The sequence below is a fragment of the Sporofaciens sp. St.21A7 genome (assembly GCF_059728535.1).
On sequence record NZ_BAAGFN010000001.1, the window covers coordinates 1872242 to 1889281 of the forward strand.

Consider the following 17040-nt stretch of genomic DNA (forward strand, 5'->3'; position numbering starts at 1 on the left):
GTACTCTTACATAGCCACCTTGACAAAGTGGCTAAATCTATGCGAAAGGAGGACGCACCCTATGTCAAATTGCAAAGTAATCGCTTTAACCAACCAGAAAGGCGGCGTTGGAAAGACCACCACGGCGGTCAATCTGGGCGTGGCTCTGGCACAGCAGGGCAAAAAAGTCCTGCTCATTGATGCCGATGCACAGGCAAATTTAACCATGTCGCTCGGTTACAGCAGACCCGACGACTTGCCCGACACGCTCTCGACCATCATGCAGGACATCATTGATGATAAAGCCGTCGATGTTTCCAGAAGTATCCTGCACCATGATGAGGGCGTTGACCTGCTTCCGTCCAACATTGAATTGTCGGGGCTGGAAGTAAGGCTCATTAACGCCATAAGCCGTGAAAGCGTACTGAAAACCTGCATCAATGAAGTAAAAAAGAATTACGACACGGTTCTTGTGGATTGTATGCCGAGCTTGGGGATGCTGACAATCAACGCTCTTGCGGCTGCTGACAGCGTGGTTATCCCGACACAGCCCCATTATCTTTCCGCCAAAGGCTTAGAGCTGTTGCTTCGCTCCGTGTCTAAGGTCAAACGGCAAATCAACCCGCCCCTGCGGATTGACGGCATCCTTATGACGATGGTAATGCCACGCACGAACATCTCTAAGGAAATCACGGCAACGGTAAAAAGTGCCTATGGGCAGAGAATAAAGGTATTTGACACGCAGATACCCCACTCCATCCGAGCCGTGGAAGCCACCGCAGAGGGAAAGAGCATTTTTGCCTATGACAAAGGCGGCAAGGTAGCCGCCGCTTACGAGCAGTTCGGAAAGGAGGTGGCAGAGCTTGGCGAGAAGCAGAGAAAGCAAAATCGAGCTGACCGCATACGATGACCTCTTTGAAACGGACGAGAGCCGTGCGGAAGCGAATCTAAGCAAAATAAGGGAAATCCCGATTGCGGAGATTGACGAGTTCCCAGACCACCCGTTCAAGGTCTTAATGGACGAGGACATGGAGCAGCTTGTGGACAGCGTAAGGCGGAGTGGCGTAATGACCCCTGCCACAGTCCGCCAGAAAGAGGACGGGCGGTATGAGCTTATCAGCGGTCACAGGAGGAAAAAGGCTTGCGAGCTTGCAGGGCTTGAAACGCTCAAATGCGAGGTTAAGGAGCTGACCCTTGACGAAGCGATTATTGTCATGGTTGAGAGTAATCTCCAAAGGACTACTATCTTGCCGAGTGAGAAAGCCTTTGCGTATAAGATGCGGCTTGAAGCGATGAAGCGGCAAGGAGAGCGAAGTGATTTAACTTCGTCCCCAGTGGGGACAAAGTTACGGAGTGATGTGGAACTTGCCGAAAAGGTCGGGGAAAGCCGCAATCAAATCCAACGCTATATACGTCTGGCCGAGCTTGTACCCGAAATCCTGCAAATGGTAGATGAACGCCAGATTGCTTTCCGCCCTGCGGTGGAAATCTCCTATCTGTCCGAGGAACAGCAATATACACTCTTAGAAGCGATGGGCTACAACGATGCGACGCCCTCTCTTGCACAGGCTATCAAGATGAAAAAGTTCATGCAGGAGGGAAAGCTCACGGATGAGGTTATCCAGAGCATCATGCAGGAGGAAAAGCCGAACCAGAAAGAGAAGCCCGCCTTTAAGGACGAGCGGATAACCAAGCTCATACCGAAATCCATCCCCAGAGGGCAGGAAACGGATTTTGTCGTAAAGGCGTTGGAGTTCTACAACCGCCACTTACAGCGGAGCAAGGCTCACGAGAGGTAAGGCAGGAAACATGGGAATTTTTGAAGTGGACACCGAGGGGGAAGTCTGCCCTTTGGGAAACAGAAAAAATTTTTTGGCTTCCCCCTCTCCACACCTCTCCCCCCTAGATACTGCCAGTAACTATCCGAGAAAAGAACAATTAAAGGCTGTCCACACGGGCGGCTTTTTTTCTGCCAGAAAGTCAACTATCAACATGAGAACGAACAGGAGGTAATGAATGAAGATTCGTAAATTATTCAAGAGGGCTACGGCGTTGGCATTGGCTGCGGTCACGGCACTGTCCGCCATCCCTGCCACGACAGCGTTTGCTGCGGGCGACATCGGCACGATTTCCTTTACCCACACCTACGACGGTGCAGGGAACGCAATCAGATATAATTCCAGTGCGAACATCGGCGGTCATACCGCAGGCGGCACAGGCGAATACAAGTACCGCATGTATGTGGATGGGGAAACGGCGTTCTGCCTTCAGCCGGGCGTACCCTTAAAAACGGGGAACACGCTGGCAAAAGCGTCTTCCAACACATGGAACGCCCTCTCCGCAGACCAGAAAAAGGCGGTGGGGCTTGCCCTGCTCTACGGCTATCAGGGCAACAGCGGGAATTTATCTGGAAGCGACGATGAGAAATGGCTTGCCACGCAGACCCTTGTGTGGGAGTTTGTTACGGGATGCCGTAACTCTGCAAGCCCGTACAGCCAGACAAGCACGACCGTTTACAGCCTGCACTTTGGCTCTAATTATGCCAACAGCGGGGCGAGGGCGGCTTACGACCAGATTGTGTCATTTATGACAAGGCACAGCACGATTCCGAGCTTCATGTCGGCGGGCAAGAAAGATATTACAAAAGAACTTGCCTATAAGGACGGGAAGTACAGCTTGACATTGACGGATAAGAATAATGCTCTTTCCGAGTATTCCTTTACCAGTTCCGACAGCAATGTGAAAGTTTCCAAATCTGGGAACAAGCTCACCATCACGTCAAAAAAGGCGATTGACGGCAAGGCGAGGATTACGGCAACGAGGAACAACACGCCGACGGTCAGCAGCGGGGCAAAGATGATTGCCTACGGCGACCCGAATTTACAGGACGTTATTACGGGCGTGGAGAACGTGGACACCATGACGGCGTATATCAACGTGGAAACGCCGACAGGCACGGTCGCATTGAAAAAGACTTCCGAGGACGGCGTTGTTGCGGGGATTTCCTTTACCATCAAGGGCGACGGCTTCAACAAGACCGTAAAGACAGATAAAGACGGAAATATCACGGTGGAGGGCTTATTCCCCGGCACTTACACCGTCACGGAGCAGTCCATCGACCGTTACGAGCCGCAGAAAACCCAGACCGTGACAATCATCGGCGGGAAAACCTCGACGGTCACGTTCAGCAATACCCTGAAGCGTGGAAGCCTTGAAGTTGTGAAAACATCCGAGGACAATCTTGTGGAGGGCGTGAAGTTCCACCTTTACGGCACGTCTTTAAGCGGGCTTGCAGTAGATGAATACGCCGTGACCGATAAGAACGGGCTGGCGAAGTTTGAGAACGTCCTTATCAGCGGCAGCACGCCGTACAACCTTGAGGAAGTGGACACGGCAATCCGCTATGTCGTCCCTGCATCCCAGACCGCCCCGATTGAGTGGAAGAAAGTAACAAAACGCAGCTTTACCAACATTCTGAAGAAGTTCAATGTCATGGTATTAAAGACCGATGTGGAAACGGGGAAGAAGCCGCAGGGCGACGCCACCCTTGCAGGTGCGGTTTACGGCATCTATAAGGGCGAGGAGCTTGTGGACGCCTACACCACCGACGAAAACGGGCAGTTCACAACAAAATATTATATCTGCGGAAACGATTGGAGCGTCCGTGAGATTACACCGTCCGAGGGCTATCTTCTGGACACGACCGTACACCATGTAGGCGCAGAGCCAGAGCTTTACACCGTAGAATATAACTCTGCCAAGAATGACGTAAACGAGCAGGTCATCAAGGGGAACATCGCCATCATCAAGCACACTGACAACGGCGAAACCCAGATTGAAACGCCAGAGGAGGGGGCTGTCTTTGAGGTATATTTGAAATCCGCAGGCAGCTTCGATGCGGCGGAGGAAACCGAGCGTGACACATTGATATGTGACGAAAACGGCTTTGCCCAGACAAAGGATATGCCGTATGGCATCTATACCGTACACCAGACCTCTGGATGGGATGGGCGTGAGCTGATGAAAGACTTTGACGTGTTCATCTGCAAGGACAGCCAGACTTACCGCTACCTTATCAACAACGCCAACTTTGAGAGCTATATTAAAATCGTTAAGAAAGACATGGAAACGGGCAAAGTTATCCCCTATGCGGGTGCAGGCTTCCAGATTTACGACCCAGAGGGAAACCTTGTAACAATGAAATTCACTTATCCCGAAGTGACGGAGATTGACACGTTCTATACCACGGCGGACGGCGGTCTTATCACGCCGCAGACCTTAGAATACGGCAAGGGCTATTCGCTTGTGGAAGTGCAAGCCCCATACGGCTATGTTTTAGACTCCGAACCAGTTTATTTTGACGTGGAGCAGGAAAACTCCGAGGAAGAAAGTGGAATCACTATTGTCAAGGTGGAACGCTCCAACGTGGCACAGAAAGGGAAAATCACGGTAGGAAAGTCTGGGGAGGTATTCAGCAGGGTATCAGGAAACAAGGGGCTGTACCAGCCGATTTTTGCCGTGGATAATTTAGAGGGCGCAGTTTACGAGATTACCGCAGCCGAGGACATCATCACGACAGACGGCACGGTCAGAGCCGAGAAAGGCGAGGTCGTGGACACACTTACCACTGGTGAGGACGGAACAGCAGAATCTAAGGAGCTTTATCTCGGAAAGTATGAGGTAAAAGAAGTGACCGCCCCGTATGGCATGGTATTAAACGATGAAATCCATGCCGTGGAGCTTGTGTATGCGGGGCAGGAAATCGAAGTGACGGAAACAGGCACGGAGTTTTACAACGAGCGTCAGCGTGTGGAAATCGACCTCAATAAAACCCTTGAGGTGGATGAAGCATACGGCGTGGGCAGAAACGGCGAAATCAAAGACGTCACGTTCGGTCTGTATGCAGCCGAGGAGCTGACCGCAGCAGACGGCTCTGTTATCCCTTCGGACGGGCTGATTGAGGTCATCTTCCTTGACGAGAACGGTCACGGAAAAGCAATCAGCGACCTGCCGATGGGCAGCTACTATGTGCAGGAAATCAGCACAAATGCCGCTTACCTTGTCAGCGACGAGAAATACCCTGTTGACTTCGAGTACGCAGGGCAGGAAACAGCTATCGTGAATATCACGGCAAACGAGGGAGAAGCCATTGAAAACGAACTGATTTACGGCTCTGTCAGCGGCAAAAAGTCCAACGAGGACGGCGAAGATTTAGGCGGTGCGTTCATCGGCATCTTTAAGACTGGGACAACGGAATATACAAAGGAAAATGCGATTGCGACTGCCACATCCGAGGATGACGGCAGTTTTTCTTTTGAGGAAGTCCCGTATGGCACATGGGTTATCCGTGAAATCGAAAGCCCGAAAGGATATGTACTCTCCGAGGAAGAAATCAGCGTAACAATCGGCGAAGTTGATGAGGTTGTGGAAATCGAGCTTGTAAACTACTTCATCAAAGGCAATATCGCTCTGACAAAAGTAGACAAGGACTACCCAGACAATAAGCTCATGGGTGCAGTATTCGAGGTCTACTCCGACACGGACGGAGACGGGAAACTGGACAAGAAAGACGAGCTGCTCGGCGAGATGGGAGAGGTAGAAAAAGGCGTTTACCAGATGAACGACCTCAGATACGGCAAGTACCTTGTCCGTGAGAAAACCGCCCCGACGGGCTTCGTTCTGGATGAGAATGTCTATCCCGTATCCATTGAGGAAAACGGCAAGACCTACAACGTGGAGAATGAAGCGGGCAAGGGCTTCTTGAATGAAGCGCAGAAAGGCTCATTAAAAATCGTCAAAACATCCTCTGACGGTAAGGTGGAGGGCTTCTCTTTCCGTGTCATCGGCAAAGATTACGACCAGACATTCAAGACGGACAAAAACGGCGAAATCGTGGTTGACGGCTTGCGTATCGGCGAGTACACCGTGTCCGAGGTCAGCGACAAGGCATCCTCTGGCTATATCCTGCCCGCCGACCAGAAAGTGACCATCAAGACGGATGAAACGGTAACCGTAACCATGCACAACGAGCTGCGTGACACACCGAAAACAGGCGACGACTTTAACCTCGGCTTGTGGGTAAGCCTTGCGGCGGCATTTACAGTCGGTGCGGGAATCTTCGGGTTTGCAGGCTACCAGTGTGGAAGAAAGAAAAAGGAGGACTAAGCAGAATGAGAAATAGAACTATTATTGCTGTCGTGCTTGTGGCGTTTATCGGCGGTGCGGCTGCGTGGCTGCATCTCCGCAGAAAGTAGGATAAGAAAAGTTTTACTGTTGTGGATTGGGGCGGTTTTCAGCGACCGCCCTCTTTCCATTTATAAAGGATGTTTGTGCAAAGAAACGCACGGAACGGAGGAATTTATGGACAGTCTGAAAACCATTGAGGGCAAAGTCAGAGCCGTCCTGCAAGAAAATGAGGATGCCAGAAATGACGACATGGTTCTGTACCTTGCCCTCTGCAACCTTTATCTGAAAGATGCGGGAGCTATGCCGCTTGCCCAGATACTTCTGAACCATAAGGAGCTTGGCTTGCCGAGCTTTGAGAGCGTGGGCAGGACACGCCGCAAATTGCAGGAGAAATGCCCAGAGCTTTTAGGGAGCGTGCGGATGCAGAAAATCAGAGCCAAAGGGGAAAAGGCATACCGCAGATATGCGAAAGAATCGATGGACGGTGGAACACGCTCCAATCAGGGCTATGAAATCATAGAGGGCTGCACTATCGGGAACATGGAGCTTGTCATCGGGCATCACCCGAAAGCCCCGAACCCTTATGTATGCTGGTACTGCAAGGGCGGCGACAACTACTATTGGGGCTGCTACTGCAACACCCTTGAAGCGGCGAGGGAAAAGCTGAACGAACGCTACCAGTCAGAGTGCCAGATGCCGTACAACCAGCAGCACGATAAAAAGGCAAAGCAGCACGATGAACGAGAGCGGTAAGGAAAAGAAATATGACTGCACGGACTGTCCTTACCCCCGATATAAGGACAGCCGTGTTATCTTCTGCGACGTCTGCATCCGAAAGATTTTAGACTGGCAGAGAGAAAAAAAGCAAAGAAAGGAGAATCCCGATGGAGAATGAAGAAAAACGGATGATTAGCTCCTATGAGGTCACGCAGAGCATCCACATCGGCAAAAAGGAAGTCGTGTTCGGCATAGATGAGAAAGAGGAATACCCGTATCTTGTCTGTTACTGCACTTACGACAACCCGCTGTCCGCAGAATGGGTGACGGATGCGGTCGGCTCTGACGACTATCTGGAAGCCATGCAGATGTTTACCGACAGGGTGCGGGAACAGATAGAGAGTGTAAGAACCGAGCAGGAACAGTTCAAGTTTGACATGACCCCGTTTACCATAGACGACTGCATCCCAGACGATAAGTGCGGCAGCATTGTGGACAAGGTCGTTGTCATCAATGCCGAGGTCAACCGCCATGAATATCGGCATTCTGCCTACCAGCTTGTACTGGCGGACGGCGGTCACGGTGCGTTGGGCGGCAGGGGGCAGGCGGTGTTCGGCACTTCCCTTGCGGACGGAAAGCACGCCCGATGGGAACGGTGCGACGTGCTTGGGGAAATCAAGCCAGAGAAGATGCCCGAATGGGCAAAAGAAGCCCTCGCAAAAATCCAGTCGCAGGAAAAGGCGAAAAAATCAAAAAGCAGGGAGGAACGCTGATGGAGGTACGGGCTTTGACACAATCCGAACAGAAATACACCTATGCCCAGAGTATGCAGCTTGAAGGGCAGACGGGATGTATTGGGCATCTCCGAGGTGATTTTGCCCCCTCTGGATATGGCTTTTATACTTCTTGGACGGATACGAGGGAGCAATGGAAAACCGATGAATTTAAGGCAGGACTGGACGATGTTATCAATACCCTGCGTGAAGATAAGGGGGTTCTGCACAACCGCTATGATATGGGTGCATTTACAAAGCAATTTCCCGATAGCGGCTTTAAGGGGAACTATTGCACGGAGTACGGCTTCCGTGCGGATACCGACAAGCACGCTTTCCTGCTCCGCTGCAACCCGACAAAGGGCGATTACAACTTTTACTGCTACTGCTATGTGAAAGAATGGCTTGATAGGCATATATCCAGAGCAGAACAGGGAATCCGATTTATTGACCCCCATTACAAAGAGCTGTTCCGCATCCCAGACGGCGGGAAAATCATTATCACTTACGATTGGGGAGAAAAGGCGGAAAAAAGCTGCCGTTTCATTGACGAATACCATACCGAAGTGGGCAGCAATCTCTATCACATCTGCGAGTTTGCCGAGCGTATGGAAAGGAACGGGCATAGCTGCGAACCGAAGCCGCAAGAGCCGCCGTCCGCACAGAAAGCCCCGAAGCACAAAGACCATGAACGATAGGAGGGATTTGAAATGGCTGTAAACCAGAAAGCGGTCAGAGTATTAAATAAAGTCTTTGAAGCGGGTTTTACCGAAGAAAAAGCCATCGCCGCCATGACGATGGACGACATCCTCTCCATGCAGGGCATCACGGTGGCGGACATCACGCTCATCAATGAGCTGCAAAAGAGCATCAAGGGGAACAAGGTCATCTCCTTTCTGGGAGGTGGCACGGAATGAGTACGGAGCTAATCAACCGCATCACGGTAAAGAAAGACGGCGTGTATGTGTCTTCCCACAGCTCCAACGACACTTCTTCGTACCATTCATGGAGATGTAAGGGATTGTCGGAAATCTATGACGCCGAGGGGCAGAAAGGGCTTGACCGTGAGGTTATCCGTATGCTCTATGAGTATGCCGAACTTCGTGGCTCTCATAAGAGCCTTGCCCGTTACCGCTACGCAAAGGACACCCCCGCCGCCCATGCCATTTACAAAAAATATATGGACAAAATAGACGACCGCTACGGGCAGATGGAGGAAGCCGACCAGAACAGTGTCTGGTACAAGCCCACGGAAAAGGCAAAGGAGTACCGAGCCTATGAGCGGGACATGCGGGACAAGATGTATTCCGAAATCGCCGAGCGGTGCGGGGAATACGACAGGAAGCAGAAAAACAGAGATATGGAACGATAAGGAGGTGTGAGCCTATGGCTGCAAAGTACCAGCTTATTACGGAGCTGTACCGCCGCACGGGGATGGCGGTCGCAAAGAACCCGCAGGCTTGGCAGGGCTTTTTATCCTCTGCCTGCCACAATTACAAGTGCCGCTTTGACGAGCAGCTCTTGATTTACGCCCAACGCCCCGACGCCACGGCAGTCGCCGAGATTGGCACATGGAACAGGCTCTTTAAAAGGTGGGTAAATAAAGACAGCAAAGGCATAGCGGTCTTTGACCCGAAAGGGCGCAGGAACACGCTGAAATATTATTTTGACGTTTCCGACACCCATGAGGGCTACTACGGCAGCCGAGCCGTCCCGATATGGCAGATGGATAAGCGGTACGAGCAGCCCGTCATGGAACGGCTTGCGGACAGGTTCGGCGTCACGGAGGGCAGCAATTTTGCCACGTTTTTAATAGGGACGGCGGAGAATGCCGTGGAGGACAACTTACCCGATTACCTCTCACAGCTAAAGGGCTGTACGAAAGACAGCTTTTTGGAGGAACTGGACGACTATAATATAGAAGTGATTTACAAACGGCTTGCCGCAAACAGCGTCGCCTATATGCTGTTGAGCCGCTGCGGACTGGATGCGGACGGGTATTTTGAGCATGAGGATTTTGCGGAGATTATAAATTTCAACACGCCCCAGACACTGAACGCCATCGGCATCGCCACGAGCGACATTTCCGAGATGGCGTTGCGGGAAATCTCTGCGGCAGTCCGAAATGTGCAAATCGAAGCAAAACGTCAGAACCGCACATTTGCAAGGGACATCACAAGCCAGTATGATAAAGGCAGGAAACAACCCGAAAGGAGCGAAGATAATGAGCGAAATCACTTATACGAAGCAGGCGGACTACCTTATACCCGACCTGACATTACCGACAGAGCCAGAGCTTCCTCTTGGCAGGTACGCTTTGATGCACAGGGATTATCTGGAACAGCACAAGAGGGTGGCGTACCTCAATCTGCTGACATCGGGCAGGCTGAACGAACACTTACACCAGACCGAGCAGACGGCGTTGCAGCGGCTGGAGCTTCTGACGAAGCAGTTAGCAGCCGAGCAGAGAGTGACGGAGGAACTGAAAGAGAAAGCCCCGATGCAGTGGCTCGGTATGATGAACAATATCCGCAGCCAAGCGGAGGAAGTGATACTGGAAGAACTGATTTACAGTTAGAAAAATCAGAGCCGCAGTCGGACGGCGGCAGGCAGGAAGAAAAAGCGGCTGCGGCACAGACGGCAGAGCCAGAGGGACAGACAGAAAAAGGCAGCGTTGCCAATGAGGAAGAAGTTGCCGCCAATCTCCCGACCGTAGACGAACAGATTGAAATGATTGCTGAAGCAGAGGACGAAAAAGCCTCTGCTTTTGCCGTTTCACAGGAGGACATTGATGCCGTTCTTGTAAAAGGGAACAGCGTTGCCAATGGGAAATACCGCATTTACCACCAGTTCCAGAAGCAGGAAGATAAAAAGAAGAACATTGATTTTCTGAAAAGGGAATACGGCACGGGCGGCTTTTTTGTTGATTTTTCAGACGGCACGGAGGGGTATGTGTGGTACAGCGGCAAGGGCATCTCCATTGACCGTGACGGCATCTCCACCGAACACGACCTTGTTTTAAGCTGGTCGAAAGCGGAAAAACGGCTGCGGGAGCTTGTTAAGGATAACCGCTACCTCAATCCCAAAGAGAAAGACCACTATGCCGATTATCTGGAAAGCATCTCTGCCCCGCAGTATGAAATCGACACCCAGAGGAAACTTGCAAGGCAGCATTTTATTGAGGAAAAAAGGGAGCTGCCCCCTGCGGACAAGCGGGACACGCTCGCCCTGCGGCTCTCCGACTTTATCCGTGACTTGGACGGCTATGAGAAAGACTTGTTGGGCGTGATTGGATGCGGGGATTTTGCGGATATGCCCGCCGACCTTATGGAGCAGACATTGCAGCATCCCGACAACGTGCAGGAGCTGTTAGACTTCCTATCCCTTGTGCAGAAAAAGACAGCCAGCGTTTACAGCCGCAGCAATGCGTGGCGTTTCTCGCAGGAGCTTACAGAGATGTACCCTCTCCGCTACCTCTACCACGAGGGCGACGTGGTGTATATCGGGGCAGACAAATATGAAATCACCGCCTTTGATGAGAACGCCGTTTCCCTGCGAAATGCGGAGTTCCCATTGTTTGGAAAGGAATTAAGCAGGGAAGATTTTGAGAAAAAGTTAAAGGAAAACCCTGCAAACGACCATCTGAAAACGGTCATTACCGAGAGCCAGAAAACAGAAACACTTGCCGAGGAAAAGTCTGACAGCATTACCCTCGCTATCGGATTTTCCGAGCATCCCGCCTTTTATGACAAGGAGCTGAACGACCGATTTACGGATTTGAGTTTCGCTCTGGGAAATAAGCTGCTCGGCGTTCTGGACGAAAAACAGCACCGTGAAAGGGAGAATGAGGATAACCATGTCGGCTGGTATCACAAGACCGATTTTGAAATCCATGCCGTTATTGGCGGCGAGGAATTTAACTACGAGGGACGGTTTGACATTGGCGACGGCGAGGGGGATTTAACCGCCCATATCCGAAATTTTTATGAATATTCCCTCTCCCCCACTTGTCCGTTTATCCCAGAATGGAAACGGCAGGGGGAAGATTATTACCGAGAGAAAATGGAATCCCTGCGTCTGGGGCGTAACGTGTTCATCCCGTTCTTGGAGCGGAACACGGAGCTGACACCAGAGGATGAAAAGCGGCTCGGTGAGATAATGGCTACCGAGAAGGACTGGTTTCACAGGGCGAAAGAGCCTGCCGAGGAAGAACTTTTGGAGCAGGCGAAAGGCTGCATCGACGCATACTGCGATGCGGAGTTTGGCAGCGATGCCGAAGTGGATTATACGGATTTGTCCAACGTCAAGATTGCTTTTAAGAATACCGAGGACGGCTTGCATGGGATACAGGCATCCGTCAACCTTTTGCAGTACCGCATGGAAACGTATGTGGACGGCGTTTTTGCAGAATATACGCAGTATAATGACCTTGCTGACCTTATCCAGAACGCACTTTCCAATCTGTACTACCACGATTTAGTGTCCTTGACGGAGGAACAGCTTGAGCCGTTCTATCGGGAGGAAAATACAAAGGCGGCTGAAAACCCAAGCCCAGATATTAGTTCTGATGCCACAGAGCAAATCCCGCATTACACGGTCGAACAGACTTCCGATGCCTTTGCCGACCCGTTTATCATACGGGATAACCAAGCCCCAGAGGACAGTGCCGACCGATATTACGACGTAGGCGGCATCTACCAGACCTTTGAAACCGAGGAAGAAGCGCAGGAATACGCCGACACCTTAAACAGTGCGGAGCATATCACGGAACTTTTTGCGGTGAAAGATGCGGAACGGAAAGCACAACAGGGCTTAGAGCCTGCTCCGTCTGGGACAGACAGAAAGCAAGATAATTCTGACCTTATCGGCAAAGAGCTTATGATTGACAACCGCCGTTATCTTATCGAGAGCGTCGGGAAAATCAGCGGCGACGTTTCCATGCGTGACATCACGTTTCAGAACAACGCAGGTTTCCCGATAAACCGTGTGGAGAAAGTCAGCTATGTCCGCAGGCTCTTGGAGCAGGAACAGAAAGAAACACAACCCGAAGAAAAGGCGGATATTCCTGCAAAACCGACCACGGAAACCGTGGCAGAATACCCTGCCGTGGAGAACGGGCTTCCCTACGACATTGTAGTGGAGAAGATAAAATTTGACGAGCCAGAGAAAAAGCCGCAGAGCCAGAATCTGGCAGGCACGCTCCACTTCCGATTGGAAACGGCGAAAGACAGTGCGGGATATGCCGCATTGAAAGAGGATATAAACACTCTTTTCATGGACAAAAACGGCGACAGCCTTGTGGGGATTGCTTCGGATGAGTGGCTGAAACAGCTTGCGGCAATGCCCGATGATGAGTTCCTCAAATATGCGGACAGTTACCAGAAAGGCACTCTGAACGCCTATAAGCTGCTCCCCCTCTCCGCTGACCGCCGCAACTACCGCATTACCGATGATAATTTAGGCGTTGGCGGTGTAAAAGAAAAGTTCCGCAACAATATGTCCGCAATAAGGCTTCTCCACGACCTTCAGATAGAAAACCGCCCTGCCACGCCCGAAGAACAGGAAACCCTTGCAAAATACGTCGGGTGGGGCGGTCTGTCTATGGCGTTTGACGGGAACAATGCGGCTTGGGCAAATGAATATAAGGAATTAAAGTCAGCACTTTCCGACGAGGAATACCATGCCGCTATGGAATCTACGCTGACCGCATTTTATACGCCGCCAGTCGTTATCAAGGCGATGTATGAAGCACTTGACCGTCTGGGATTTTCACAGGGGAATATTTTAGAGCCGTCCTGCGGCACGGGCAATTTCTTAGGGCTTCTGCCCGACAGCATGGAGAAATCAAAGCTGCACGGCATCGAGATTGACCCGTTATCGGGCAGGATTGCAAAGCAGCTCTACCAGAAAGCCAGCATCACCATTGAGGGGTTTGAGGAAACGAAGCTCCCAGACAATCATTTTGACGTAGTGATTGGCAACATCCCGTTTGGGGAGTTCAAAGTCAACGACAGCCGCTACAATGCCCAGAAGTTCCTAATCCACGACTATTTTATCGCAAAGGCACTAGACAAGGTGCGGGCAGGCGGCGTTGTGATGTTCATCACCTCTAAGGGGACGATGGACAAGGCAAGCCCAGAGGTGCGGAAATATATCGCACAGAGAGCCGAGCTTTTAGGTGCCGTCCGCTTGCCAGATAACACGTTTCGAGCAAACGCAGGCACGGAGGTCACGAGCGACATCCTTATTTTACAGAAACGTGACCGCATGATAGAGATAGAGCCAGAGTGGATACACCTCGACACAAACGAAAACGGCGTCACGATGAACAGCTACTTTGTCCAGCATCCAGAGATGGTGCTTGGCGAGATGAGGATGGAAAGCACAAGGTTCGGCATGGACAGTGCCTGCAAAGCCTACCCAGACGTGCCGCTTGCGGGGCTTCTCCATGAAGCCATGCAGCGGATAGACGGCGAAATCCCAGAGATTGAAAATGAGGTTGACCGTATCTCTGACGAACAGGAGAAAGTCATCCCCGCCGACCCGAACGTGCGGAACTTCTCGTTTGCCCTTGTGGGCGGCAAGGTCTACTTCCGAGAGAATAACGAAATGACCCCTGCAAACGTGTCCATGACGGCGGAGAACCGCATCAAGGGGCTGTTGGAAATCCGTGACTGCGTGAGGAAGCTCATCCAGTACCAGACGGACGACTGCCCAGAGGAAATGATACAGACCGAGCAGGAAAACCTAAACCGATTATACGATGCCTTTACCAAAAAGTACGGCTTGATTAACAGTAGGGGGAACTACCTCGCTTTTGCGGCAGACGAAAGCTACTTCCTTTTATGCTCTTTGGAGGTGCTTGACGACGAGGGGAAATTCAAACGCAAGGCGGATATGTTCACAAAGCGGACGATAAAGCCCCACCGAGAAGTGACCTTTGTGGAAACCGCCAGCGAAGCCCTCGCCCTCTCCATCGGGGAGAAAGCCCGTGTCGATTTGCTTTATATGGCACGGCTCACCTGCAAGTCGGAGGAAGAAATCATCAAGGAATTGCAGGGAGTTATTTATAAAGTGCCATCTTCCGAGCCTGCAAGGTATGTGACCGCAGACGAGTATTTGTCGGGGAATGTGCGGGAAAAACTGAAAATCGCAGAGATAGCGGCAAAGTCAGACCCAGAGCTTGCCGTCAACGTGTCGGCTCTGGAAAAGGTCATCCCAAAGGATTTGCCCGCAAGCGAAATCTCCGTGCGTCTTGGCACGACGTGGATACCGCAGGAGGATATACAGCAGTTCATGGTGGAGCTTTTAACGCCGTCAAGCTATGCGGCGGGCAGGCTGCAAGTGCGCTACACGGCATATAACGGCGACTGGTTCATCGAGAATAAGAGTTCTGACATTGGGAATGTCAAGGCGGACAGCACTTACGGCACGAAGCGGGCGAGCGCATACCGCATCATGGAGGACACTTTAAATTTAAGGGATACCCGCATCTTTGACTATGTTTATGACGAACACAACAATAAAAAAGCGGTGCTGAACCATAAGGAAACCACGGCGGCGCAGGCAAAGCAGGAGGTGATAAAGCAGGCGTTTCAGGACTGGATATGGAAAGACCCAGAACGCAGGAACAGGCTTGTACGCTACTACAATGACACATTTAACTCTATCCGACCCCGTGAGTATGACGGAAGCCACATCACATTTGGCGGCATCAGCCCAGAAATTCAGCTAAGACCGCATCAAGTAAATGCGATTGCCCATATCCTTTACGGCGGCAACACGCTCCTTGCCCACAAGGTAGGGGCGGGAAAAACCTTTGAGATGGTCGCCGCCGCACAGGAAAGCAAGCGGCTCGGCTTATGCCAGAAATCCATGTTTGTCGTGCCGAACCACCTTGTCGGGCAGTGGGCGTCGGAGTATTTAAGGCTCTATCCATCTGCCAACATCCTTGTCACGACCAAGCGGGATTTTGAAACAGGAAACCGCAAGAAGTTCTGCGGCAGGATTGCGACAGGGGCGTATGATGCGGTGATTATCGGGCATAGTCAGTTCGAGAAAATCCCCATCAGCGAGGAACGCCAGAGGGAACAGCTCATGCGGCAGCTTGACGATATTGAGCGTGGCATTGACGACGTGCAGGCATCCCACGGGGAGCAGTTCACGGTCAAGCAGCTCATGAAAACGAGGAAAGCGATAAAGGCGAAGCTTGATAAATTAAACGACACCAAACGGAAAGACAGCGTGATAAACTTCGAGGAACTGGGCATAGACAGGCTCTTTATAGACGAAAGTCATTTTTACAAAAATCTTTACCTGTTTACAAAGATGCGGAACGTCGGCGGCATCGCCCAGACCGAAGCCCAGAAAAGCTCCGACCTCTTTATGAAGTGCCGCTATCTGGACGAAATCACGGGCAACCGTGGCGTGGTTTTCGCAACGGGAACTCCCATCTCAAACTCGATGGTCGAGATGTATTCCGTGCAGAGGTACTTGCAGTATGACACCCTCGCAAGGAACGGGTTGCAGCATTTTGACAGTTGGGCTTCCACGTTCGGAGAAACGGTCACGGCTCTGGAGATAGCACCAGAATTAGAGGTACATAAGCAACTCCAGAGAGAAATACGCTGAAAAGACAATTATAAATGGTGGTAAGGTAAAATCCTTGCCACCATTGTACTATTATCTACTGGCAGGTATATTCTTAAAAAATTCTTCGTATTCTACATTAAAGATTTCTTTCAATCCGACCAAATCGCTAATATAGATATTCCCTCTGCCAAGCTCAATCAATGAATATGTGCTGCGACTCAATGGCGACCCTAAAACCTGCAATTTGGCAACGGTCTGCTCCTGGGTTAGCTGACAGGAATTGCGGATGCGTTGTAGATTTTGTCCAAATAATTCATTACATAATATCTTCATGGCTATAAATCAACTTTCTAATTTCAATGGATTTGAAATTTGTCGTTAAGGTTTTTCCATGCCGTATTTATAGGTTTGCCAATAAGTACAAGCAATAAACTGTACTATATCAAACAATAAAAAGAAAAATGCTTATAGATATAAGCAGGAAGATTGAATTAAAAACTTGCCTTGCTATCTTGATACAGAAATATCTTTAAAAAAATCAGAATAATCCGTTTTGAAAATTTGTTTTAGACCCACTAAGTCACTAACATAAATATTTCCACGTCCTAACTCAATTAAAGAGTATGTACTACGACTAAGAGGCGAGCCAAGTAGTTGCAGTTTAGCAACAGTCTGTTCTTGTGAGAAATTGCATGAAAGACGAATCTGTTGCAGATTACGTCCAAATGTTTCATTGCATAATAATTTCAAGACTATGCCCCCTTTGTTTTGCTTATATCTGTAAGCTATATCT

At 50.7% G+C, this 17040-nt stretch carries 11 protein-coding genes and 1 pseudogene; 11 read left to right on the forward strand and 1 reads right to left on the reverse strand.

The genetic code is table 11. From position 1 onward, the window contains the following. Positions 1 to 61: 61 nt before the first annotated feature. The 11 genes and pseudogenes from AC6I3O_RS09140 to AC6I3O_RS09190 all read left to right on the forward strand — a co-directional run. On the forward strand, positions 62 to 889 hold the full coding sequence (locus AC6I3O_RS09140; RefSeq protein WP_497850635.1) for a ParA family protein: 828 nt from the start codon (positions 62 to 64) through the stop codon (positions 887 to 889). After that, complete coding sequence (locus AC6I3O_RS09145) at positions 843 to 1778, forward strand: ParB/RepB/Spo0J family partition protein (protein WP_497850636.1); 936 nt, start codon at positions 843 to 845, stop codon at positions 1776 to 1778. Before AC6I3O_RS09140 ends, AC6I3O_RS09145 begins: the two co-directional genes overlap by 47 nt. Before the next feature lie 217 nt (positions 1779 to 1995). Continuing rightward, positions 1996 to 6144: a SpaA isopeptide-forming pilin-related protein gene (locus AC6I3O_RS09150; protein ID WP_497850637.1), complete on the forward strand. Its 4149-nt coding sequence runs from the start codon at positions 1996 to 1998 to the stop codon at positions 6142 to 6144. A gap of 195 nt (positions 6145 to 6339) precedes the next feature. Next, entirely contained in the window at positions 6340 to 6918 is a 579-nt protein-coding gene (locus AC6I3O_RS09155; RefSeq protein WP_497850638.1) for a hypothetical protein, read from the forward strand. After that, on the forward strand, positions 6902 to 7060 hold the full coding sequence (locus AC6I3O_RS09160) for a hypothetical protein (protein ID WP_497850639.1): 159 nt from the start codon (positions 6902 to 6904) through the stop codon (positions 7058 to 7060). Before AC6I3O_RS09155 ends, AC6I3O_RS09160 begins: the two co-directional genes overlap by 17 nt. After that, complete coding sequence (locus tag AC6I3O_RS09165; RefSeq protein WP_497850640.1) at positions 7050 to 7655, forward strand: hypothetical protein; 606 nt, start codon at positions 7050 to 7052, stop codon at positions 7653 to 7655. The genes AC6I3O_RS09160 and AC6I3O_RS09165 overlap by 11 nt, the downstream gene beginning before the upstream one ends. Beyond that, entirely contained in the window at positions 7655 to 8353 is a 699-nt protein-coding gene (locus tag AC6I3O_RS09170) for a hypothetical protein (RefSeq protein ID WP_497850641.1), read from the forward strand. The genes AC6I3O_RS09165 and AC6I3O_RS09170 overlap by 1 nt, the downstream gene beginning before the upstream one ends. A 12-nt stretch (positions 8354 to 8365) precedes the next feature. After that, positions 8366 to 8572: a hypothetical protein gene (locus tag AC6I3O_RS09175; RefSeq protein ID WP_497850642.1), complete on the forward strand. Its 207-nt coding sequence runs from the start codon at positions 8366 to 8368 to the stop codon at positions 8570 to 8572. Next, on the forward strand, positions 8569 to 9027 hold the full coding sequence (locus AC6I3O_RS09180) for a hypothetical protein (RefSeq protein ID WP_497850643.1): 459 nt from the start codon (positions 8569 to 8571) through the stop codon (positions 9025 to 9027). Before AC6I3O_RS09175 ends, AC6I3O_RS09180 begins: the two co-directional genes overlap by 4 nt. Positions 9028 to 9879: 852 nt before the next feature. After that, positions 9880 to 10233: a TnpV protein gene (locus tag AC6I3O_RS09185; protein ID WP_497850644.1), complete on the forward strand. Its 354-nt coding sequence runs from the start codon at positions 9880 to 9882 to the stop codon at positions 10231 to 10233. A 92-nt stretch (positions 10234 to 10325) separates the two neighbouring features. Next, a pseudogene (locus AC6I3O_RS09190) lies at positions 10326 to 16247 on the forward strand (helicase-like domain-containing protein); the annotation flags it as partial. 507 nt (positions 16248 to 16754) lie between these two features. On the opposite strand, the gene AC6I3O_RS09195 reads toward AC6I3O_RS09190, so the two are convergent. Then, positions 16755 to 16997 carry a helix-turn-helix domain-containing protein gene (locus AC6I3O_RS09195; protein WP_497849479.1) on the reverse strand — a complete coding sequence of 81 codons (243 nt, stop codon included), beginning with the start codon at positions 16995 to 16997 and terminating at the stop codon, positions 16755 to 16757. Positions 16998 to 17040: the final 43 nt, after the last annotated feature.

Excerpts from the sequence above, each read along its gene's own strand:
- AC6I3O_RS09180 (WP_497850643.1), top strand. The coding sequence starts at position 8,569 with ATGAGTACGGAGCTAATCAACCGCATCACGGTAAAGAAAGACGGCGTG.
- AC6I3O_RS09170 (WP_497850641.1), top strand. The coding sequence starts at position 7,655 with ATGGAGGTACGGGCTTTGACACAATCCGAACAGAAATACACCTATGCC.
- AC6I3O_RS09150 (WP_497850637.1), top strand. The coding sequence starts at position 1,996 with ATGAAGATTCGTAAATTATTCAAGAGGGCTACGGCGTTGGCATTGGCT.
- AC6I3O_RS09140 (WP_497850635.1), top strand. The coding sequence starts at position 62 with ATGTCAAATTGCAAAGTAATCGCTTTAACCAACCAGAAAGGCGGCGTT.
- AC6I3O_RS09155 (WP_497850638.1), top strand. The coding sequence starts at position 6,340 with ATGGACAGTCTGAAAACCATTGAGGGCAAAGTCAGAGCCGTCCTGCAA.
- AC6I3O_RS09175 (WP_497850642.1), top strand. The coding sequence starts at position 8,366 with ATGGCTGTAAACCAGAAAGCGGTCAGAGTATTAAATAAAGTCTTTGAA.
- AC6I3O_RS09160 (WP_497850639.1), top strand. The coding sequence starts at position 6,902 with ATGAACGAGAGCGGTAAGGAAAAGAAATATGACTGCACGGACTGTCCT.
- AC6I3O_RS09165 (WP_497850640.1), top strand. The coding sequence starts at position 7,050 with ATGGAGAATGAAGAAAAACGGATGATTAGCTCCTATGAGGTCACGCAG.
- AC6I3O_RS09185 (WP_497850644.1), top strand. The coding sequence starts at position 9,880 with ATGAGCGAAATCACTTATACGAAGCAGGCGGACTACCTTATACCCGAC.